This window comes from Bacillus sp. GW821-FHT11D08 (genome assembly GCF_058808515.1).
Genome location: NZ_JBXARS010000008.1, coordinates 69,609 through 93,712, shown reverse-complemented (window position 1 = coordinate 93,712; position 24,104 = coordinate 69,609). Strand labels below are relative to the sequence as shown.

The 24,104-nt window shown below is 39.9% G+C and carries 11 protein-coding genes; 1 reads left to right on the top strand and 10 read right to left on the bottom strand.

Annotation, left to right across the window (positions count from 1 at the left end; genetic code table 11):
- Positions 1–3 precede the first annotated feature (3 nt).
- Both AC1RRX_RS15865 and aimA read right to left on the bottom strand, forming a co-directional pair.
- Positions 4–744 carry a hypothetical protein gene (locus tag AC1RRX_RS15865; protein WP_038456822.1) on the bottom strand — a complete coding sequence of 247 codons (741 nt, stop codon included), beginning with the start codon at positions 742–744 and terminating at the stop codon, positions 4–6.
- 369 nt (positions 745–1,113) lie between these two features.
- Positions 1,114–2,733, bottom strand: coding sequence for a glutamate/serine transporter AimA (gene aimA, locus AC1RRX_RS15860; RefSeq protein ID WP_144464838.1), 1,620 nt, complete (start codon positions 2,731–2,733; stop codon positions 1,114–1,116).
- A gap of 185 nt (positions 2,734–2,918) precedes the next feature.
- On the opposite strand from aimA, the gene AC1RRX_RS15855 reads away from it, so the two are divergent.
- The gene (locus AC1RRX_RS15855) at positions 2,919–3,179 is read left to right on the top strand and encodes a YbyB family protein (RefSeq protein ID WP_003156732.1); all 261 of its coding nucleotides are present in this window, start codon (positions 2,919–2,921) and stop codon (positions 3,177–3,179) included.
- 44 nt (positions 3,180–3,223) lie between these two features.
- On the opposite strand, the gene AC1RRX_RS15850 is transcribed toward AC1RRX_RS15855, so the two are convergent.
- The 8 genes from AC1RRX_RS15850 to AC1RRX_RS15815 form a co-directional block, all read right to left on the bottom strand.
- On the bottom strand, positions 3,224–3,922 hold the full coding sequence (locus AC1RRX_RS15850; protein WP_033575117.1) for a YqeB family protein: 699 nt from the start codon (positions 3,920–3,922) through the stop codon (positions 3,224–3,226).
- Between the two features lie 109 nt (positions 3,923–4,031).
- Positions 4,032–4,280: a sigma-G-dependent sporulation-specific acid-soluble spore protein CsgA gene (locus AC1RRX_RS15845; RefSeq protein ID WP_007408989.1), complete on the bottom strand. Its 249-nt coding sequence runs from the start codon at positions 4,278–4,280 to the stop codon at positions 4,032–4,034.
- Positions 4,281–4,360: 80 nt separating this feature from the next.
- Complete coding sequence (locus AC1RRX_RS15840) at positions 4,361–4,837, bottom strand: DUF4879 domain-containing protein (protein WP_033575116.1); 477 nt, start codon at positions 4,835–4,837, stop codon at positions 4,361–4,363.
- Between the two features lie 156 nt (positions 4,838–4,993).
- Positions 4,994–6,037: a methyltransferase gene (locus AC1RRX_RS15835; RefSeq protein ID WP_033575115.1), complete on the bottom strand. Its 1,044-nt coding sequence runs from the start codon at positions 6,035–6,037 to the stop codon at positions 4,994–4,996.
- A 20-nt stretch (positions 6,038–6,057) separates the two neighbouring features.
- The gene (locus tag AC1RRX_RS15830) at positions 6,058–12,678 is read right to left on the bottom strand and encodes a type I polyketide synthase (RefSeq protein ID WP_144464836.1); all 6,621 of its coding nucleotides are present in this window, start codon (positions 12,676–12,678) and stop codon (positions 6,058–6,060) included.
- Positions 12,679–12,775: 97 nt separating this feature from the next.
- A complete protein-coding gene (locus AC1RRX_RS15825; RefSeq protein WP_144464834.1) occupies positions 12,776–14,299 on the bottom strand; it encodes a phytoene desaturase family protein in 1,524 nt (507 codons plus the stop codon).
- A gap of 21 nt (positions 14,300–14,320) precedes the next feature.
- Complete coding sequence (locus AC1RRX_RS15820; RefSeq protein WP_144464832.1) at positions 14,321–19,111, bottom strand: type I polyketide synthase; 4,791 nt, start codon at positions 19,109–19,111, stop codon at positions 14,321–14,323.
- Between the two features lie 185 nt (positions 19,112–19,296).
- Positions 19,297–24,069, bottom strand: a complete 4,773-nt coding sequence (locus AC1RRX_RS15815) for a type I polyketide synthase (protein ID WP_033575112.1) — start codon at positions 24,067–24,069, stop codon at positions 19,297–19,299.
- Positions 24,070–24,104: the final 35 nt, after the last annotated feature.

Sequence of the window (24,104 nt, the reverse complement as noted above, 5' to 3'; positions counted from 1 at the left end):
TCATCAAAATGTTTTAATAGTTTTTGTATAATTGGAATCTCTGATGTCTCTTGGATAGACACCCAGACCTTTATCTTTATCCATATCTATACCAGCCTTTAGCTTAAAAGCTGACCATAATAGTTTTGAACAGTTTTTATCACCATAATGACTCGATTTTCTATTTGTTGCAAAATTATATGAATAACCATCCTTCCCAACCCTGCTGTAACCCCAATTTACTGAATTATTTTTTTTAGAACTAGAAACTTTCACATTTTGAATTACAGCATTTTTTTCGACCTTACGTTTCGAGGAAGCTATTGCACGAACACCTTTTTTAGGGACCGATTCGACAATTTGATTTCCCTTATAGTACATACCGACATGTCCATGCGGAAGCCCAAAAGTAGATGCAGGTGTATAGTAAACATTACCTTTAGAGCTTGATCCTATAATTTTCGGCCCGCTATTCTTGCCCATTGTGCTCATTCTATTACTTTTATCTTCTTCTTTATCTAGCTTTTCTTGCTTCTTTAATTCAGTTTTAATTTCCTCTAAGATCTCATTAGATGTTTTATTATCTTGTTTAACTAGATCATTAACAGATTCAATTAATTCTTTTTTCGACAGATTCGGATTCATTTTCAATATGTAGTTTACTGTTTCTGAATTATACGAGTCTACAGCCTTAACACTCGTAAAACCTCCAAATACTAAGGGAGTAACGATGCATAATGTTGCAAAAAATTTTCGCATTTTCATACTTATTACCTCCAACTATTTATTCTCCTATTTTTTAATTGATTATACATTTATTGTAAACACGACTTACGTACTGTATTTTCTCTGCGGTTAATTATTTGTCTTGTCTCAAAAACTTTGACTTGGAGTAAAGGAAAACGGATGAAGTTACGGAGAAGAAAGAAGTTGCCCAACATATCTTTTACATTCATTGTTTAATATGGAAGACAGTTATTGATAAGGCGGAGAAATCATGAGAAAAAAAGAATACTGTCCGTGGTTGCCTGTCGTTAGGCTTTCTCATTCATCGTCACGTCTGTATCGAACCCATGTTTTTTTGCCCGATCAAAAAACCTTGCGGGAACGTTACCGCAAGGTTTTTATCAATCATTATTCTTTTCCGGCAGCGGCTTCCGCCTGTCCGCCTTTTAATTGATCGTTGATTGCTTTGGCGTCTTTCAAATACTCAGTCTTGAATCCGCTCTTCAGGGCCCACGCATAGAAGGCAAGGGCAACGATTGCGATCAGCCCCATATCCCAGCCGTACGGAATGATGTTCAGACCGCCGAATTTTTCACTTCCGAGCCATGAAATGACCATCATGCTGAGCAGATAGACAACCATCCAGACGCCGCCTTTAAAGTTTCTGCGGAATCCTTTCCACTTCGCTTTCGCTTGGTAGTAGAAATAAATCGGAAGGCCGATCAAAATGATAAACAGCACCTGCCCTGTTAACGGCCAGCGCGCCCAATACAGCACGAGAGACGCGAACACGAAGCCGAGCGGTGCCACCACGCTGAGACCTTTCAGACGGAGAGGCCTGTACAAATCCGCCGCCGTCCGCCGCAGCGTCATCACCGTCACGGGACCCGTGATATAAGAAATCAGCGTCGCAACGGAAATGATTTCAGCAAGCACGCCCCATCCTCTGAATAAAAACAGAAAGATAAACGATACGATCAGGTTGAAAATCATCGCTTGGCGCGGCACGCCGTACAGCGGATGAAGCTTTCCGAAAATGCTCGGCATATATTTATTTTTTTCCATGCCGTAAATCATGCGTGACGTCGTGGCGGTATATGTGATACCCGTTCCTGACGGAGATACGAACGCATCCGCATAAAGAATAATGACAAGCCAGTTGATATTCAATGCGATCGCCAAATCGGCAAATGGAGAGTTGAAGTTCAGGTGACTCCAGCCGTGAACAATCATGGAAGGTTCAACCGCACCGATAAATGCGATTTGCAATAGGACGTAAATGACGGTTGCGACCAGCAGCGAACCGACAACCGCAATCGGAATCGATTTGCCGGGATTTTTTGCTTCTCCGGCCATGTTAATCGGGCTTTGAAACCCGTTAAACGCAAATACGATACCTGATGTGGCCACCGCCGTCAGCACGCTCGCCCAGCCGTTCGGCGCAATGCTTGAACCGGATGTGAAGTTTCCGCCGTGAAAACCGGTAAACAGCAGCGCTCCGATTGTCAGCCCCGGAATAATAATTTTAAAGATGGTAATCAATGAATTCGCTTTTGAAAATAAGTTAACTGTCCAATAATTCAGTAAAAAGTAAACAATCAGTAATACGGATGCGAAGCCGAGCCCCTCTCCCGTAAGAGTGCCGTTGTGAACGAGATTGCTTGTCCATTTTGCCCATTCCCACGGCCATGAGCTCATGTATTGAACAGACGCAACCGCTTCCACCGGAATAACGGAAACAATCGCAATCCAGTTTGCCCATCCTGCGATAAATCCAATAAATGATCCATGAGAATATTGAGTATATTTTACCATTCCCCCGGCTTCCGGGAACATTGAACCCAATTCACTGTAAGAAAGTGCGATAAACAAAATAACGATCATACCGATAATCCAGGAAATAATTGCGGCAGGTCCCGCAATCTGAGCCGCCCGCCACGCCCCGAATAACCAGCCGGAGCCAATCATCGACCCAAGTCCGACCATCATGAGTGCAAACGTTCCCATTCTGCGATGTAATTGATTCATAAAGTTAACACCTTTCAATTAAAATATGACTCCAGCGCTATCATATATTTATAATATTATTCTGAAAATAGTTTTGTCAATCTTTATCGCATTAAAGCAGAAAGCCAAAATTACCCTTCCGATGTTTAAACAGCCGTTAAGCGGGAATAACTACTGCAAGCCAGAAATAGAAAGGAGTTTTTATCGTGAAACAAAAACTGCTCATTTCAGGACTTGCCGTGTCGACTGTCGGAGTGACTTCCTACCTGCTCAAAGATAAATCAAACCGCCAAAAGGTGATGAACTTTATCCGCAATATGAAAACATCGCTCTCCGGGAAGCAGGATATTGAATCATTCCCCGTCAACAAAGCAGGCAACCCGCATCCCGAAGATATTGAAGATAACAAAATGGTATCCGAAGGCTCCATGTACCCGGTTCAATATTATGATGACAAGAAGAAATAATCTGTTCCCGGGCTGCCCGGCCGTATCAAACGGCGGCAGCTTTTTTATGCAGACGGCGTTTGATAGAACCGCCAATATTGGCGCGAGCCTTTATCCCGCACGGTAATGCCCAGTTTGGATATTTCCGCTTTCAGTTCTTTCGCATCAGCCTTTTCCTCCTCTTTCAGCGCCTTTTCTCTCGCTTTTAAAAGAGCATTTGCCCCTGGCTCCAAATCCGGCGTGTCCGGCACCCACCGTTTGTATTCTTCTTTAAAAGGATCTTCCGTCCCCAGCCAGACATACCCATGCGCGCGAAACGCATCAGCCGCTTTTTCAACCGCCGGCTCAAGCTTCTCCCGAAAAAGCTCCTGTCCTTCAGTGCCTAATAAGACAAGATGCTTCTCATCCGTAAACACACCGGAAATGCTGTCTTTCGAAAACACGCTTTCTTCATTATATATGGTTAAGGACACCTCGCTGTCCGTCACGACCGCCGTAAGACATTCTTTAAAAACAGTCCGCGTCAGCCACACTCCCCCGATTAAGCCGATAACGGCGATGACAGCCGCAGCCTTCCATCCGTGAAAAGAAGCGATCATTTCCAGCGGCCCGATAACAGGCAGCCAATCCAATGTTACGGCCCACTTCGCAATGACCGGCAGAAACCATCCGATGACCAGCCCCAATAATGGTGGCACCAGAAAAACCAAAGCTTTTTCAACCGATGACAACTCAAGAACCGTCTGTTTTTTTAATTCGTTCATGTTTCTCCTCCGTCTGTGTTTTTCACAACTATCCATTATACAAAGGGTTGGATGATTCTGTAAACTGTTTCTGAAACAATAAAAAGCCTCCCGACCGCCGGGAGGCTTTTTAAAACAGGAGCTCATATACTTCATTCAATTCCATCGTGCGCTTCTCATCCTGCTCGTTCTCAGCATATTTGATTTCCTTTTCAAGCACCTGATTCAGCGCATCCATTTCCAAATCATTTAGATCTTTCACAAACTCGCCCTCATTTGCATAATGCTTCACCTGAAGCTTTTTATAAATCCCTCGGCACACATCATGCTCCAAGTGGTTCGAAAGCGACTCGCGCAAATATCCGAGTGTCCTGTCCATCATGTAAGCCCTCCCTTTTCTTTAGGAATAGCTTCCCGGAAAGAGAGAAAAACTATACATGAAAGCACCGGGCGGCTGTTTTAACTCTGTACCTGAATGGAGAAAAATCCGCTGCTTAACGGCGTGTACGGCCCGTTCAGCCCCGTTGCGGAGAAAGAGAACGTTCCTGAACTGACATAAGAAAGAGGAACGCTGTAATATTTAATATAGCCTGTAACGATATTGCCGTTTTTTGTATATTCATCTTCCAGCGCTTTTGACGTAAGATTTGTAATATTCGTTCCGTTGTTAAACGCCTGGATCGTATTATTGTTCGGATACCCTTGGAAATATACGGCTAAATAACCCGTTGTCCCCTTCATCGGTTTTGATGCGCTGATTTGGTTCGGCCCGATATTTTCCCATTGGTAATTCTGACCGTCAGACGTCACACCGATAATACGGATTTGTGTTAAAGCAGGAGCCGGCGCCGCAGACGCTGATGGAGCCCACAACCCGCTCACAAGCAACAAAACAGCGGCGGCCGCCGCGAATAGCATAACGAGTCTCTTTTTCATGTTTCTTCCTCCCTGATGGTTCAAATTTATAATTATGTTAAATATTATAAGTTTTATTTTATCAGAGAAATCAATAGATAGACAGAATCAATCAGTCAAATTGGTGAACTTTTTATATAAAAAAAGCTATCTCCTAAAGAGATAGCTTATATAACATTATTTCTTTCCACACTCCAAAATTGTGTATTTACTCGGGGTCTGAATTACATTTAATAGTGTTAATCCGGCTTTCTCAATCAATTGTTCAAACTCGGTTTTCTTTCTGACTCTGCCGCCTGCAGAGCATACTAAAAATAATAAATCACGAAAAGCTTCTTCAGGGGACAGCTTGTCTGCTTCAGGCACATTTTCAACTATAATCAGCTTGGAATGATCAGACATGGCACCGGCTATATTTTCAAGAATAGCAACCACATGCTCATCATCCCAATCATTTAACACTTTGCTTATCACATACAAGTCTCCTCCGGAAGGAATTTCCTCAAACATACTCCCTTCCGTAAACTGACAGCGTTCGCTCATCTCTGAAGATGCTAAATGCTTTTTTGCACTTTGTATCGTTTTTGGAAGATCAAACAATATCCCCTTTGATTTAGGAGCAGCACCTAAAATGCCTGTTATTAACTGGCCCATTCCTCCCGCGACGTCTACGATAACATCAAACTTTTCAAATGAGTAAGCTTTCAATATGGATGGCAGACTCATTTTTGAATAAATCTCCATCGCCTTATCCATTGTTTTTAAGTAATCTTGATCAAGACTATTATTCTCATACCATTTATCGCCATAAATGGCTTCAAAAGCGGATTTGCCGGTTTTGATACTATAATCCATTTTAAACATAGACTGCACTACTGTTTCATGCAGCAGATATTCTACCAAAGGCTCAATGGATTTTGCTTTCCCAGGCATCAAAGTGGCACCATACTCTGTTACATCATAATAGCCATTTTGAGCTTGGGCGACCAAACCGACGGATTCCAGCGCTCTTAAGAGCCTGAATAAGGCAGAGGGGTTCAATTCAAGGGCTTCAGCTATCGCTTCCGCTGAAGCTGGTCCATTTTGAAAAGCGGAAAATACATCTAATTCTACCGCTGTTTTAACTGCCAGGGAAAACCCCAGCCCTGAAACCATTTGCATGACTGCGGCCTGAGGATATTTCTTCGGTACTTGTTTATCTTGCTGAACTGAATTGGTCATTTACGTTAACCTCCGATTAATTAAATGGTTTCTGCTGCTTTTTTGATATAATGCATATACTGATTAAGCAGATTTTCTACAGTACTCTTATGGTACTGATTTTGATTATATTCAATTCCAATGCTCAATTTTTTCTCTCTTACCAACACAATAAACTTAAACTTGTAATTCCAAATTTCATCTTCACTTATATCATTCCCGGTTGAAAGCGGAGATACCGTAAAGCTTTCTGTGTGCAGTTCATTATCAAATTCGCCCATATAATTAAATGAAATGTCTGGTTTTGATTTCTCTTTTATATCTTGTTTTAAATATCTTAAAATACCATATCCTATCCCTTGATCAGGAATATTTGCTAAGGTCGAGTTAACATTATCTAAACTCGAACCGATATGATCTGAATCGGAGACCTCCAAAGCCACTGGATAGATTGCAGAAAATCTGCCTACTGTTCTGTAGATATTAAGCTTCTCACTCTGATGAGTGCGGCCATGGTTGCCTAAGTGCACGAGAGATGTATTACTGCCTGTTTGATGTTTTATTGTCAAACCTAACGCTGTGAGCAAAACAGTCTCAATAGTGAAATGATCTTGTCCTTGAATCGCATTCATTATATTTTCAGTTTCCCGAACATTAAACTGCCTGTATACTTGTCTGTTATCTTTGACTTTGGCAATTTGCCCCTGAATATCAACCGGAATAGACGGAGCATAAACATTTTCGATTTTTGTCCAATACTCTTTCTCAAACAACAGCCGTTCACTTTTAGCATATTTATAGAGATAATCAGACCATTTTAAATACGAATCGGTTTTATTTGGTAATACAATGTCTTCGTTACTTTTAACTTGCTGATATGCTGTATTAAAATCTTCAAGCAGTATTCTCCAAGACATATGATCAATTATCATTTGGTGAATGACGATTAACAGATGTTCCCCATCTGCTTCCTTAATCAGTGCCAATTTAACAAGCGGTCCGTGAGTCAGATCCATACTGGCTTGTATTTGATTTATTTTCATTTTTAAATCTGATTGCGGCATGTTTATTGCATTAATCAGATGAAAGTCAAACAAGTCGCCGTCCGTCAGGCCTCTGATTACCTGTACCATTCTATCGCCTTTACGTTTGAATACTGTTCTCAGACTGTCATGATGCTGAATAATCCGGGTGAAAATGTCTTTTACAATGTCTTCGCCAAACCCGGCTTCCCTGTATAGCATAAAAGAAAGATTCCGATGGTGCAGAGTATCATTATGGCGTTCAGCCAGCCAGCATTGAATTGGCACAAGACCGGCTTCCCCCGTTATCACACTGTTATCAGATGCCGTTGTTATATAACTGACTTTATTCGAAACTCCTTCGATTGTCTGGTAATGAAAAATGTCTTTCACTTCCAGCCTAAGATTGAATTTTTCCATTCTGACCGCTGCTTGTATGGCTTTAATTGAGTCTCCGCCTAAAACGAAAAAATTATCTTTTATACTGATTTTAGAAACTTCAAGAATGTCGGACCAGACCTCACTGACGATTCGTTCAATCTCGTTTCTCGGAGCAATAAAGTGATGCAGCTCGGCATTATTTTCAGCTGGTAGCGGCAAACGTTTTACATCAGTCTTCCCATTGTTCGTCAACGGAATTTTATCTATGCCCATAATGACTGTCGGGACCATATATTCCGGCAGATATTCCAATAAGTATTCTTTTAGCTGAGAAGGCGGCTGCGTATCTTTACATACTGTATAGGCATATATCTGATCATTGTGAGCAATCGCAACCGCTTCTTGAACATTTTGGTGAGACAGCAGTCTGTTTACAATCTCATCCAGTTCAATTCTAAATCCTCTGATTTTTACTTGACGATCGATTCTTCCGGCAAATTCTATATTCCCATCCTCATTCCACTTGCCTAAATCTCCGGTTTTATACATTTTCTCACCAGAATGAACAAGATCCGGGATAAACTTAGCCTCGGTTAGTTCTTCACGATTGCAATAACCCCGTCCAACTCCTTCCCCTCCGATGTATAACTCTCCGATAACTCCCGGCGGCACAGGCTTCTGCTGTTTATCTAGTATGTAGATAGAACAGTTTTTTATCGGCGTGCCGATAGGGATCCTCTTTATATTGGAAATATTATCTGGGTTTATCGTATAAGATGCAGCATCAACACAGCATTCCGTCGGTCCATATACATTTGTTATATAAGGACGGTCATTCTTCTTAAATACTTTATAAAAACGCTTTACTTCTTCAGGTTTAAGCACTTCGCCGCCTATAATAAAATGTTTTACACCTATACGGCCACACTGCGGAGACTCAGAGAGCAGGCTGAGATAGGCTGGTGTTCCATCAGAAATATTTATTTTATTTTGGATATAGAACTCAGCAAGTTTCGTGATATCATGCCTGGCTTCTTCAGAGATGATGTAAAGAGAGTGTCCCAAAAGCAGCGCAGAAAAAATCTGTTTGACAGAAGCGTCAAAGGAAAAGGGTGCCAACAACGCTACATTCTGCTGCCCGCCATGTTTGCAGTAGATACGTTCATGCAGGGCTTCTGTTAAATTCACTATACTTTTATGTTCGATCATCACACCTTTTGGGTGTCCCGTTGATCCAGAAGTGTAGATGATATAGGCAAGGCTGTGCCGTTCCGCTCCTCCTTTAACATTTCTCCCGTCGTCTGGAACTGTTTCCAATTCATTCAGACAAACACTTTCTACTCCGTACCTTTGACAATGATTGTTACGATCCGTCAGTAACAAGCGGGCCCCGCTGTCTTTGAGCATATACTCAACTCTTTCTTGCGGATATGATGGATCAATTGGCAGATAAGCTGCTCCCGCTTTTAAAATTCCCATTACTCCGATGATAAAATCAGTGGTTCGGTCTGCAGCTATGCCCACTGCTTCATTCTTTTTGATACCTTTTTGAATGAGTGCTCTTCCAAGCCGGTTTGCATTTTTGTTCAGCTCACTATAAGTTAAGCTTCCGTCTTGTGCAGACACAGCTATTTGATTCGGCGTTGCTTCCGCCTGCTTCTCAAAAAGCTCACAGATAGATGCATCTGTGCCTCTGCTTCTCAGTGATTTTCCACTGTAACTCAACATCTCGCGTCGTTCATTTTCTTCTAAAATGTTAATCTCACCGATTAGTCCATTTTGACTTTCAACAATATGATTGAGAATCATTAAGAATCGATGTGAGAATTTTTCTACAGTTGTGCGCTTAAACAAGTTTGATGAATAAGTGAACTCAAACTTGATATCCTCTTCTGAAGGAAATGCTTGAAGCAAAAGATCAAATTTGGCTGTTTTGTTTTCGTAAGGATACGGCTTATATTTCAGCCCATTTACTTCAATTGCCGGATTATCCATCAGCTGAAGGACAAACATAACGTTGAAAAGAGCATTCTGGTTTATATCCCTCTCAAGGTTCAAATGGTCTACAAGCTCTTCAAAAGGATAATCTTGATTTTCATAAGCCAGAAGCGCATTATCCCTAACGGCTTCAAGCAGTTCTTTGAATGTTTTGTCGGCAGATGGTTTATTTCTCAGTGCCAGCGTATTTACAAACATTCCTATCATGTTTTCTAATTCTTTATGCTTTCTTCCGGCTACAGGTGTGCCGATAACAATATCTTCTTGACCAGTAAGTTTATGGAGTAGCACATTAAATGAAGCCATTAAAGTCATGAAAAGGGTGACTTTTTGTTTTGCGTTTAATTCTTTTAACTTGGCGGTCAGCTCTCTTCCTGCATAAAAATAGATTCGTTCACCTTGATCATCTCGTTTGGCTTCTCTTGAAAAATCTGCGGGCAGATTGAGAGCGGGAATTTCTCCTTTAAACTCATTTAACCAAAAGTCTTTTTGTTTTTTCATTTCTTCAGTATGAAATAATTCATTTTGCCATTTCGCAAAATCCTTAAATTGAACGTTCAATGGCGGCAGTTCGTTGCCTTCGTATAAATTTATTAATTCCCTTTGGAGGATCGGGATAGACGCCCCATCCGCTATAATATGCTGTAAATCTATCATTAAAAGATGTTTTTGATGACTAATCTCGGCTAATCCTGCACGCAGTAAAGGAGCCTTTTCTACATCAAACGGGCGGACAAAATTAGCCATAAGGCTCTCTAATTCTTCGTCGGAGGTCTTGATTCTATCCATTTTAAATCGAACGTCTTTTTCTATGTTTTGCACAAGCTGCCCGTCCCTTAAACCTATGGACGTTCTTAAAACCTCATGCCTGATTATTAATTTTTTAAACGCATCTTCTAAACGTTTATCGTCCAACTCTCCTTCAATCATTAAAAAGAACGGGATATTATAAGAAGTGCTGTTTTTATTTAATTGATCCAGAATAAAAATTCTTTTCTGTGCAGATGATGCCTCATACCACTCAAAATCGCCTGCTTTGGGAATCACATTCACATCATTTGTCTTCCTCAGAGAATATTCATCCAAATAAGCTGAGAAGAGTTTTATATTCGAATGCTTTAGCAAATCTGAAACTGAAAGCTCCGTTCCTTGCTGTTTATTGATAAAGTTGATGATTTCTATTGCTATGATTGAATCTCCGCCCATTTCATAAAAATCGGATGTAACATCGATCGGATTGATTCCAAGGGCATTTCCCCAAATTTGTCCTGCCATTAGCTCTGTTTCTGAATAACAGCCGTCTTCCCTGCCACTCAGTCTTATTATTTGAGGCTTGTTGACTGAAGGGTTATCTAGTGCATTGCTTATCGGTAATTTTTCAGGCAGTTTCACCCAATGTCTCTCCCGCAAAAATGCGTAACCCGGCAAGCTGATTTTTCTTCTTTTTTCTCCTTCGTATATCATTTCCCAATCGATCTCTGCACCTTTTTCATAGAGCTTGCTTATATCAATCAGAAGACTCTCATCTGTTCTCCCGCCTGCATTATAAGCCTTAAGTTTTTTTCCAGCAGCGATACTTAGATCTCTATCGGTCTTCAAAGAAAATGCAGCTTCTTCTTGCTGAACCGGCGCTTCGAGCAGACTTTCAAGTTTTTCCTTCAGATCTTCGATGTCTTTTACGAGAAAACACACTCTATTCTCCAGATGTTTTCTTCCCGTATTCGCTGTATAACAAAGATCAGAGAGATTCAAATTGTTTTCTTCCGAGATAAAATGAAGATACTTTGATGCTGTATCATTCAGGACGGACTTATTTTTTGCAGACAGAGTGAATACCTCTTTTACCTGTCTCTGTTCAGTCTCACCTATTATTCCTGGTGCTTCTTCCAATACAATATGACAGTTGGTTCCGCTGAAGCCAAACGAACTTACACCGGCTCTTCTTGGCGTCTCTCCTTTTTCCCAATTTCTTATCATGTCATTCACATAAACAGGTGAATTCGAAAAATTAATTAAAGGATTCGGTTCATTAAAGTTGATACTTGGGGGGATGACCTTCTCTTTTAAAGCCATGCATGCTTTAATGAGAGACGCCATGCCTGATGCCCCGACTGTATGGCCGATATTGGGTTTGACTGAACCTATACCGCAAAACTGCTTTTTATCGGTATATTTCTTAAACGCATTCGTTATCCCTTTGATCTCAATCGGGTCTCCCAAAATCGTGCCTGTTCCATGCGTTTCAATATAAGAAATAGTTTCCGGACTAATATTCGCATTCTTCCAGGCACGCGTAATCAATTTCTCTTGTGATTCAGCATTAGGAGCGGTGATTCCGTTAGAAGCCCCGTCATTATTCGTAGCGCTCCCTTTAATGACAGCATATATGTGGTCTCTGTCTTCTATAGCCCTATGTAAAGGTTTTAATACAATAGCAGAAATCCCCTCACCCCATGCTGTCCCCTTTGCATTTTTATCAAAAATGCTGATTTTAGCGTTTTCCGCTTCTATTTCGCTCATCGTACCTATATTTTCAGGTCTCAGAAATAAATTAACGCCTCCCGCAATAGCCATGCTGCATTCTTCATTTTTAAGTGCCTCACAAGCAAGATGAACCGAAACGAGTCCGGAAGAGCAGGCTGTATCAACAACCAAGCTTGGCCCTTTCAGATTAAAAATGTAGGAGGTCCTGCTTGCCAATATGCCGGGATAAGTACCTGTCATTGCAATCATATCCGCATCATTTACTAGGGAAGCATAGGAAAACTTCAAGTCACCGCTATGATCATGTCCAACGAAAATACCTGTATTCGAACCTTGTAACTTGTTCCCAGCATAACCGGAGTCTTCAATAGCGTGATAAACTGTCTCCAAAAACAATCTTTGTTTCGGATCCATAAGCATGGCTTCTCTTGGCGAAATTCTGAAAAATGATGAATCAAACTTATCAATTTCATCTAAGAAACCCGCTTTAAAATAAGAATTCTCATTCGCACTGGGCAGCAATGGATCAATATCTTTCCGCCGCTTCTTCGGTAAGTCCCGGATGCATGAGGTACGGTTCATAATGTTTTGCCAGTATTCTTTTGCATTATTGGCTTTTGAGAAACGGCAGGATATGCCGATAATGGCAATATCACATTGATTTTTCTTAGACTTATCTGATAATCCTTTCAAAATGCGCAAAGCCATTTCCCTGTTCATTTTTTGCTCTTTTACTTGCTCCAATACATATTGTTTTATAATCGAAATATCATCCACGATTAATCACCCCTATCGATTTTGATTCTATATAAAATATGAGAAGCATCATGGATATATAGAATAGCTGCTTCAATTGAAGAAGCAGCTTATTGAATTAGTTAATTTTTGTCTCAAAAACCTTTCCATCTTCTTTACATAACACCTGCACCAGATTTCTGGCCTGTAAGACAACACTCGGAAGACCTCCTCCCACTTGACTCCAATGCCCAACCATATAAAAGTCTTTAAGTCCGGGAAGTGAACGTTTCAGTTTTTTCTCGTGCATGATGCCTTCCATCTGTTTTTCCCAGCCCTGCCAGCTTCCATTTCTATTATTTGTGTATCTTCTGATCGTATATGGGGTGGATACATCAGTCACGTCAATATTTGATTTAATTTCACCAAACCATTTGTCTAATTCATCAATCATTACATTCGCAATTGCTTTTTTCTCTTCTTCATATTTTTCGCGGTTGTTTTTTTGCAAAGTCTCCCAGTATTCAGCAGAAGTTTTCGCATACACGATAATACTCGTTTTGCCATCAGGTGCGAATGAAGGATTTTCGTTATATATTTTCACAAATATGTTTTTAACGTTGTCACAGCCATAGGCATTAAGAGGCTGTTCTAATTCCAGGCTCAAATAATGAGGATATTTTTCAAACGTTTTTGATACGCCCAATCCGACATAAATTTGCGGCGCACTTGTTTTAAGGTTGTCATAACAAAATGTCAGTTCATCATCTGTATATTTTCCATCCAGCATTTCAAAAATAGTTTTATAGCCATCCGCTGCTGAAATGACGATATCTCCATAATGACACTGTCCGTTTTTCAACTCTATTCCGATCGCTTTATCATTTTCTACTAAAACCTTAGAAACAGGTGATTTATATTGAATCTCACCGCCTAATTCAACATATCTGGCTTCAATAATTTTTGCGAATTGCAGAGAACCTTCTACAGGATGTCCTGAAGATTTGCTATTAGCCCAGCCTAAAGTAGCCATAAAGTAAGATATAGGGGTATCTACATTAAACCAAAACAGACGATTTACATTTTCTCTTACAAAACTGCTTTTAAAGCGCTGGGCGAATTCTTTGATCGTCACTTTTCCCCATTGCCCCATTACTTTCATGTAAGGGCCAGCCTTTGCTTTGAAGGCCTCAAAGTCTGCTAAATCGAACAGTTCGGGCGCTTTATCCAAATCCAGATCTACATCAGAAACAACTCGAATGCCATCAGTTAAAAGCTTAATTGTTTCCGCATCTTCAGGTGCAACTTTTAAAAACTCCTGTTCTAATTTATCTACATCAGCATACAGCGTAAATGTATCACCATTTCTAAAGTTAACAACCGCAAATTCTTCATCATTAATGAATTCCATATTTTGTATCACGTTCAGCTCTTTCCAAAATTTATGGAACGTGTTGTTAGGTCCTGAACCGACCAGCCAGCTGATACAACCGTCAAAAAAGTACCCTTTTCTCTTCCAGCCGGTACATAAACCACCCGGCAGCAAGCCCATTTCAAAAATTTTCGTGCTGTATCCGTTCATTTGCAAGTAACAGCCCGCGGCCATTCCTGCAATACCGCCTCCGATTATGATTGCAGTCTTGTTTTCTTCTGTATTCTTCATTAATTTTCCCCTTTTCCGAAACTAGTTTTCTAAAATTTTCAATCCTTCTTGTATATTGATTTTGCCGTTCTCCAGGTCGTCAAATAGATTGTTGAGTTCTTGCTCAAGCCGATTTTCAGCAGTATCTTCTTCCGTTTCTTGCTGTGGATCTTTATTCAGCTGCTTGTCAATATACTCTGATAGCTCCACTACAGAGGAATATGTAAATATATCGGATATATCCACAATGTCAGGATATTGTTGATTAATCAGTTTTAACAGTTGGGTTGCCATAATAGAATCGCCGCCCATGGCACTAAAGCTTTCATATAAATCTAGCTCTTGCATATCCAAAACCATAGAGTACATTTGCGCAATACTTTTTTCGGTATCGGAGTAAAGTTCTCCCTTTCCTTTGAGCACTATATCTTCAGTATCTGTTCTTCGACGTTTTTCTGCTTCGTTTTTTGTCCTGTTTTTATCTATTAATTTGTTTTTGATTTGCTCAGATAATTCAAAAGACAATTCATCCTTTGCAAAAGCGAGGAGCTTCATATTTAATGTACCTGGAATGATATTAGTAAGCTTATTCGATGCTATTTCTTCTAAAACGGAAATAGCCCTTTCTACCGTCAATAATCTGAAAATAGAACTCTCATCAGTAATTCCATAATCGACAGCTATGCCGACCTCATCCCAAGCCGGCCAGTTAATTGACAGCGTGTTTTTTCCCTGTTTGTTTTGCATATAAGCAAAGGAATCTAAATAAGCATTTGCAGCTGTATAATCTCCCTGTCCGGCACCTCCGAAAATAGAATTAATTGAGGAGAACAAAATCGTGAAATCTAAATCTACGTCTCTCGTTAAATGATTGATAACCCATGTTCCATTAATTTTAGGAGCGAGCACTTCTTTAAAAATATTAGCTTCTTTTCTAAAGAGGAAACCGTCCCCGGCAACTCCGGCACAATGGAACACGCCATTGATCGTACCGTATTTCTGTTTTATTTCTTCAATTACCGGCCCCATGCTGTTTAAGTCAGAAACTTCACAGCTGTAGCAATCAACTTTAGAACCCATTGACTCGATAGCTCTGATGGACTTCAGTTTTCTGCAAAGCTTTAAATCCGTTCCATCAGCAATGATGTCGTCCCATCGGCTTTGATCAGGCAGTTTAGAGCGATTGAGCAATACAGCATTGACGTTATGTTTTCCAGCCAGGTGCTTTGCGATCTCCAAACCGATTCCGCCGGTGCCGCCGGTAATCATATAGACACCGTTTTCTTTAATTTCCAAACCGCCGTGTTTCTTATTCTTTATTGGTTCAACCGTATCCAACCGACTGATATACCGCTTACCATCCCTAAAGGCGACTTGATAGTGTTTCCCTTTTGTTCTTAACTCCTCACTAATAATTTCCGGTGAAGTATGTTCATCAATATCAATTGCTTTACATGAAACATTTTGGAACTCCTGCGAAATAACACGTCCCAGACCAAACAACGCGGCGCCCAATGGATTGATTGTATTTTCTTCTCCTGACACTTCTGTCACAAGATCAGAAATAAGATGCAAATTAATATTGCTTTTCATCTTATTCTTACTTAACCCCCGGACTAAGCGGAACAGGCTGTATACGCCTTTATTCTGCATGTCTTCTAAATCTGTTAATGATTCCGTTCCTTGGCGGCTGATAGAAGACATATGTATAATGCTGCTGATATTTTGATCGTTTATGCTATGCAATAATTGAACATAGTCTTCTTCTGATCCGCTAATTAGGAATTTCCGCCCATTTATCTTCTGAAATTCATCCCCAAACTCCACTTCAATAACATCATCGTCATGAATTTTCAACTGTTCCAGTATAGATTTATAAATTTCCATGTTGTCTTTAAATAACAGTACAGGACCTGTTACCTCTGTTTTTTCTTCATCAAAAGCTTCTTGCGCCATCCATTTTAATTGATAAAGTGATTCAGAACTTTTATCAAAAAGGGCATTAATCCGATTTACTTTTTTTAATACATAATCGGTGATTTCTGCAAAAACATTTCCTTCTGTATCTATTAACTGAATATCACACAGCTTTGTCTCTTTGCTGCTTGCGTTCTTTTTGACAAATGCATAAAAATGCTGCGGCATTCTTGAGTAAATCTTCACACTTTTATATGAAAAAGGAAGGAATGTACTATCGTCATCATCTTCTCCAATAAACACGTTCACTGCATTATCTAGCAAAGCGGGATGTAAAAAGACGTCTTTTAAATCTGCTGTAAATTCATCAGCCAATTTTAATTCGGCCAACTGTTCATCAGGGCCCAGTATGACTTCTTTGAAGTTCAGCCACCTCGGTCCGAAAGTAAAGACTTTGCTGATTAAACCATTTTTATTTTCATAATTGACTTTTATCTTCTCTCTGTTACTGTCATTCCTAACAGAGTGTAAATCAAACATTGATACAGAGTCTGTTAATGGAAACGCTTTTCCTTCTGCATGTGTAATCCAGGTTTCTCCTTCCTGACTGGCTATTATAAATTGAATACATTCTTTCTTTTTCTTAATGATTGTGTGTACAACCTTATTCTCATCCTCATTTACCGTTAACGGAGTGAAGAAGATAATATCTCGTAATTCTAATTGATTGCTTTTATAGTAAGCGGCACTTGCTCTTCTTCCCATTTCGATATAAGTCGTCCCCGGAATAACACAAGCCCCCATGATTTTATGGTCACTTAAAACCCAATCCTTATTCACATTAAATGTCGTTGAATAAATCGTCTCATTCATTGAATCAGCCAAACACTGGTCAATCAGCGGGTGACTGATATTTTTCTGATGCGGCGCTTCACCTCTTCTGTCCTTTACTTCTCCCCAGCATAATGTTCTTTCAAATTGGTATGTCGGAAGACTGACAATCTTTCTGTGCTCATCCTTGTACATTTTTGTCCATTCTACTTTTGCTCCTCTGATATACAGGTTGCAAATTTCCGTAAGGTTTAGCAGTAAATATTCATCCCCTTCAGTAAGAATGTCATGTATCAAATTGTCAGATTGAGCATTCATTTTTCGATGTTCAGATAAGGAAATTTCTCCTTCATCCATAATCTGTTTTCTATCAGAACCAACTTTATGGAAAGAAAAATATACGCCTTTTTCTGATATTTCATTCAGGTTTTGTCCTGCAAGCCTGCCGATTTTTCTCTTTAATTCTTCGTAACTTTTTACAATCAGAGCCAATCGGTAGCCGTAATGGCCCCGCCCTGTGTTTGCCGTATAGCAAATGTGTTTTACGTTTTTTTGAGTTCCTTTTTTAAAGAATTCATTATATTCCTTGATGAGTTTCATTAAAGAATTCTCTGTTTTAGCTGATAAAGTAAATATCTCAAATGTTTCATTTGCAGGAATGACCTCTTCAACCTCATCTCCAGCATCTTCAATCACTACATGTGAATTGGTCCCCACAAAGCCGAAAGAACTGATTCCCGCTCTCCTCGGTGAGTTATTTTTAGGCCATTCATGGGCTTTGTCTGTAACAAATACAGGTGACTTCACAAAGTTAATCAATGAATTCGGTTCTTTAAAATTAATACTCGGAGGGATGACTTGATGCTTCATAGACAGAACGATCTTGATAAGTGACGCCAAACCCGAAACGGCAACGGTATGGCCAATATTAGATTTAACAGATCCGATCCCGCAAAACTGCAGCTTGTCCGTATATTTTGAAAACGCATTGGAAATCCCCTTTATTTCAATTGGATCTCCAAGCTTTGTGCCTGTACCGTGCGCTTCGATATATTGAATGGTTTCGGGATCAATTTGAGCATTTTCCCATGCCTGAACCAGTACTTCTTCCTGGGCGATGGCATTTGGAGCTGTCAATCCGTTTGAGGCCCCGTCATTATTAACTGCACTCCCTTTGATAACAGCATAAATATGATCTCCGTCCTGCTTGGCTTTACTTAAAGGTTTTAAGATGACTGCCGCTACTCCGTCACTGAAAAATGTCCCGTCTGCGTCTTTATCAAATGAGTGTACTTTATCACTTACTGATTCCATCATTGATTTTTTGGACGTTTTGAAGCGCGGAAAGAATCCTAATGAAATTCCGCTGACAATAGACATATCGCATTCTTTATTTTTCAAAGCATTACAGGCAAGATGCACACCAAGCAGCCCCGAGCTGCAAGCAGAATCCAAAACCATAGAACTTCCTTTTAAATTTAATAAATAATTAATCCGCCCCGCCATCAAACCCGGCCAGTTGCCCGTCATACTTGTCGATTCTGATTCTGTAATGTAGCGGTACAACGTATTATTGACATGGTCTTTTCCAACAAAGAGCGATGTGTTGCTTCCATAAATTTTGTCCCCTGCATACCCTGCATCTTCAATCGCAGTCCATACCGTCTCCAGCAATACTCTATGAGACGGGTCAATGGCCTTTGCTTCTTTAGGAGAAATATTAAAAAATTCAGGATCGAACTTGTCTACGTCTTCTAAATATCCGCCAGGTTTCCAGTTATCTGCTTGTTCTTCCGTCAGATATCCTGAACCGAGAAAATCAGTAAACCCTTTATTGTTTACGATCGGTTTAATGTAATTGATCATATCTTTTGGATATTCCGCTTTGCAGTCTTCTCCATTCATCAGATTCTGCCAGTATTCATCTGTATTGTTTGCTTTCGGCAGTTTGCAGGAAATTCCAATGATAGCAATATCTTCATTGCTGCTTGCAGCCTTTAATTCTTTTAGCATTCGCTTTGCTTCTTTCTGGCTTAGCTTATGCTGTTTCACTTGTTCAAATATATAAGATTGAACGCTATTCATTACGGATCACTCCCGCTTTCTTTCTAAGAAAATTTTTGATAGGAAGGGTAATAAGATCTACAATTTTACCTTAAAATGGAATTCAGTTCCCATAATAATGTGATAGGCAGGCTGCTTTTTCTTCATTCCATTCGCAGCCTGCCAATATTTCATTTTGCGAATATATTTTTACAGGCCCAATTCAGTTATTTTCGGTCTGGATGAAATATTTGATTTGCTTCGCTGACTTCCATCTCTCCGGATGCCAGCTTATTCAAAATTGCATCCAGGTCATCTTCATTGTCTTCTTCAGGGATTCGGTCAGAAGACTTCTGATCACTGAAGTGGGATTCAAGGTAGGTTGACATCTCCTTAATGGAGGGATACGTAAAAATATCAGAAACATCAATGAGAGAAGGCCATTCTTTCTCTATTTCTTTTACCAGATATATCGCGGATATTGAATCTCCGCCCAAATCATAAAATTTATCAGTTATACTGATTTGTTCTAAGCCTAAAACTTTTATCCAAGCTTTCATTAGTTTATTTTCAATATCGCTGAAGCAAAATGTCTGATCAGTTTTCGACTCAACAGATTTTTTTACAATCGCCTGCTCCTTAAAAGTCAAAATATCCGGGGATAATCGGAACTGAATTTGATCTTGATTTAATTCCAGTACCCGATGATCAATTTCCCCGATGATCACATTCCGGATGTCCTTTTGCATGACTTCATCGAAGGCACGTATCGCTTCAGCTGAGGTAATCGTCTTAAAGCCGTTTTCATCTTTATGTTCGTTTCCGGCCTTTTGACGCTCTTCAATATATTCGGCAAGCATACCCACATCAGACCAGCCGCACCAATTAATCGTAACTGTTTTTTCATCCGGTCTTCTTCGCTGTCTGCGTTCTGCGAAGGAATCCAGGTAGGCATTAGCCGCAGTATAATCAGCCTGCCCCATACTCCCCGCAAGTGCTGTGATAGAAGAAAACATTATGAAGAAATCCAGATGCTCATGCTTTGTCAGCTCGTTTAATATCCATGTTCCATTAACTTTCGGTCTGAGCACGTTATCAAACACTTTTTTTTCCTTTCTGAAAATAAACCCATCTCCAGAAACACCAGCACTATGTATGACACCGTGGATTGTATTGTATTTACTCTTTATTTCCTCGAATACATGAATCATTTCACTTTCATTTGCGACATCGGCCTTATAGTAATCTACCTTAGAACCGCTTTCTTTTATTTCTTTTAGAGCATCGATTTTCTTTTTGTTTCCCTTCTCCATGTTGATCTGCTGCTCGGAGCGTCCAATGAGGATTAATTGGACATTTTCTTTTGATGATAAATACTTTGCCATTTCTAATCCCAGTCCGCCCATACCGCCGGTAATAACATATACACCGTTCTTTCTGATGCTTATTTTCCCTTCCCGAATTACGGATAAGTCTTCAGTCTGGAGCTCTTGAACGTATTTATGCCGGTCTCTGTAAGCGACAAGCTCTGACTGTTTTTTTGAGTTGATTTCAAACATGATGTTTTCCGCCATAAGATTTTGATCCAAATCTATGCATCTGACACTTACACGCGAATATTCCTTTTCAATTACTTTTCCAAAACCGAAAAATGCCGCGTTATGCGGGTTAATGTCTGGTTCTTCACCGCTTACTTGATGTGCAAGGTCTGCAAACAGCATCAGTTCTATGTTATTTTTTGTATTTTCTACAAGTGATTTTGTTAAATAAAATAAACTGTCTACCCCTGAGGATATTTTTTTCTGAAGCTGATATATGTTTTTGTCTTTCTCATCGCTGATAGACATCAAATGGACAATCTGAGAAACCTTTTCACTTTGAAGAGTTTTTACAAGACAGTCATAATCTTCTTGAGAATCACTGACTGTATAATGATGGCTTCCGATTTTAGAGAAATAGTCACCCTGTTCCGCGACAATCACAGTTTTCCCTTCCAGTTCTAAGCTTCGAATGATTTCCTCGGATAAACTGCAGCCATTATTCTTAAATAATAAAATAGGATGATGAATTTCTCGCATCTCGTGTGATTGATCGCTTTCTCTTATCCAAGATAGCTTATGATATATATTGTTCCTTTTAGTCTTTTCAGCTGCTTTATGCACCCTTTTTACGATGTAATTGTTTATTTCACCGAATACTTCTCCAGTCTCATTCAGCAGGACGATGCGAAACGTTCCTGTTTCTCCGTTGCTTCGGCTCTTTTTCTTGATATAACTGTAAAACTTTTTAGAAGCGGAGCCATAAATCTTAAATTCTTTATAAAAATAAGGGAGATAGGTTTCGTTATCTATCGTGAATGTCCCGGCATTAACGGCACAATCCATCATCGCAGGATGAAGCGAAAACTGAACGAAATCACTCTCATATTCTTTCGGCAATTCCAATTCACATAGAAGCCTGTCGTCGTCTCTGTAGATTGCATTGGTGCATTTCCATCTGCCTCCGACTTGAACGATGCTTTCCGGTCTATTGGTATCTTCTATATGATAAACCGACTTGTATTCATCGGTGTTTATTTCTGTCAATGGATGATTATTACGTTGAATGGCATAGACAGCATTGAAGCTTTTCTTTAAATCCTCAATGTCATATGTTTCCCGTACCGGTTCTTCTTTCGCAATGACCGCTTCCGCGTGCTTTATCCATTTATCGCCGGACTTACTTATCACACTAAACTCTAAAACGCTGTCCTTTTTCTTTATGATCGTATGAACTTCTTTAACTTCATTTGCTTTTACCTTTAACTGATTTGAAAACGTAACGTCTTTTAACAGAATGCCGAAAGGTGCGCCGAAGTATTTTCTTCCCGCTTCTCTAGCTGTTTCTATATAAACCGTTCCAGGGATAACGTAAGAATCATTCACTTTATGTTCATTTAAAAACCAATAATCAGTGACATTCAAATGGGATATATACACTTCCAGATTCAGTGACTGCACTGCAAGATTGCTCAATAAAGATTGTTTTTTCTCATCGGCTGAAGGGCCGTCTGCAGCCGGCTCAGCCCATAATCTTTTTCCGCTGAATTTGTATGTCGGCAAGCTGACCTTTTGAAAATTCATCTCGCTATAAAGATCTTCAAAGTTGATATTCGCCCCATCACAATACATTTCACATAAAATATGTGAGTCAGAGGTTGAAATATTAGAGACGTTTTGTCTGACTCTTTGAATCACATTTTTTATTGTTTGAGTATTCTGCACACTGTCTGTATGCGTTTTTCCTATAAACTTTGTTTGATTTGTTATCGATTGAAAGTATATATTTTTCTCCCGATACGTTTTCCATTCAGAGCATGATAAAAACTCCAGCTTTTTCAGCAGTTCCGCGACAGAGCTTATTACCATAGCGATTCTGTATTTGTTTGGCAATCTCCCAGTGTTTGCTGTATAACATATATCTCCCAGATTCACATCTGTTTCTCTCTTTAAATAATCAATATGATCTGTAAGCAAGTGCGCGAGTGATGTTTTAGTCCTAGCTGAAACAGTAAAAATATGTTCAGATAAAACGGATTGATCGACTTTTTCAACTGCGGGTGCCTCTTCTAAAATGACATGACAGTTTGTACCGCTCAGCCCAAAACTGCTGATGCCGCACCTGTATACTCCGCTGCTCTCCCATGCTGAAACGGAGTCATTGACGTAAACAGGCGATTCATGAAAATTGATATTTCGGTTCGGCACTTTAAAATGTAAACTTGGCGGAATTTTTTTATGCTTTAATGCCATTACCGCTTTAATTAAACCCGCTATTCCCGCCAAACTATCAAGATGCCCGATGTTTGTTTTGACTGAAGATACGGCACAGAACTGTTTTCGGTCTGTATATTTTCTGAAAGCCCGTTGCAACGCATTTATTTCAATCGGATCCCCTAATTTGGTCCCTGTCCCATGAGCTTCAATATATGTAATTGTTTTAGGATCTATTTTTGCATTTTTCCACGCATCTACTATTACTTGTTCTTGAGCTGCTGCGTTAGGAGCGGTAATTCCTACTGAGCTGCCGTCCTGGTTAACAGCGCTCCCCTTAATGACTGCATAGATCTGGTCATGATCACGAATCGCTTGGGCCAGCGGCTTCAGCAATACGGCAGCGACTCCTTCGCCGCTATTCGTGCCGTCAGCTGAATCATCGAAAGTCCTTACAGCAAAATCAGATGAAGAATTCCCGATATTTAACCTGCTCTCCTCTATTGTCTTTGGGAATACTTTTATATTCACTCCGCCGGCTAATGCCATATCGCAATCCTTATTTCTTATTGCCTGACAAGCCGTATGGAGGGCGACAAGTGATGAAGAGCATGCAGTATCGATTACCATTGCTGGCCCTTTAAAATCCAAGATATATGACAGTCTGCTTGCGATAACTGATTTAATGTTACCCGCGGTAGCCAGTCCGAGTAACGATTGATCTCCTTTTTCAAGCAATCTGAAGTATTCATTTGAGCCGTCACTGCTGAGTCCAATGTATACTCCCGTATTTGTCCCACATAATTTTCCGCCGCCGTAACCCCCGTCTTCCAATGCGTTCCAGGCCGTTTCAATAAATAATCTTTGTCTGGGATCAATCAACTTTGCTTCATTTGGAAGGATACTGAAAAAGTCACAATCAAATTTATCAATCTCATCCATATAGGCTATTTTTGTATAGGCTGCATCTTTACTGTACTTGGTTCCGCTGTTTTTTAATGACTGGTCAGCATCTTTTTTTCTGTTCAGCGGAATGTCTCTGATGAACTCTTTTCCTCGTAAAAGTAAATCCCAATATTCATTTACGTGATTGGCTTCGCCGATTCTGCATGATAAACCGACAATGGCAATGTCATCTCCGGAAATGTCTTTGGCCCCTACCTCGTTTTTTTGTTTCTTTACATTCAGAGTTTGATTTGTAAAAGCGGCCGCTTTTAAATTACTTAAACTTATAAAGTCTGTTTTCATTTTTTTACCTCGCTGAGAATCACTAGATAGGTAAT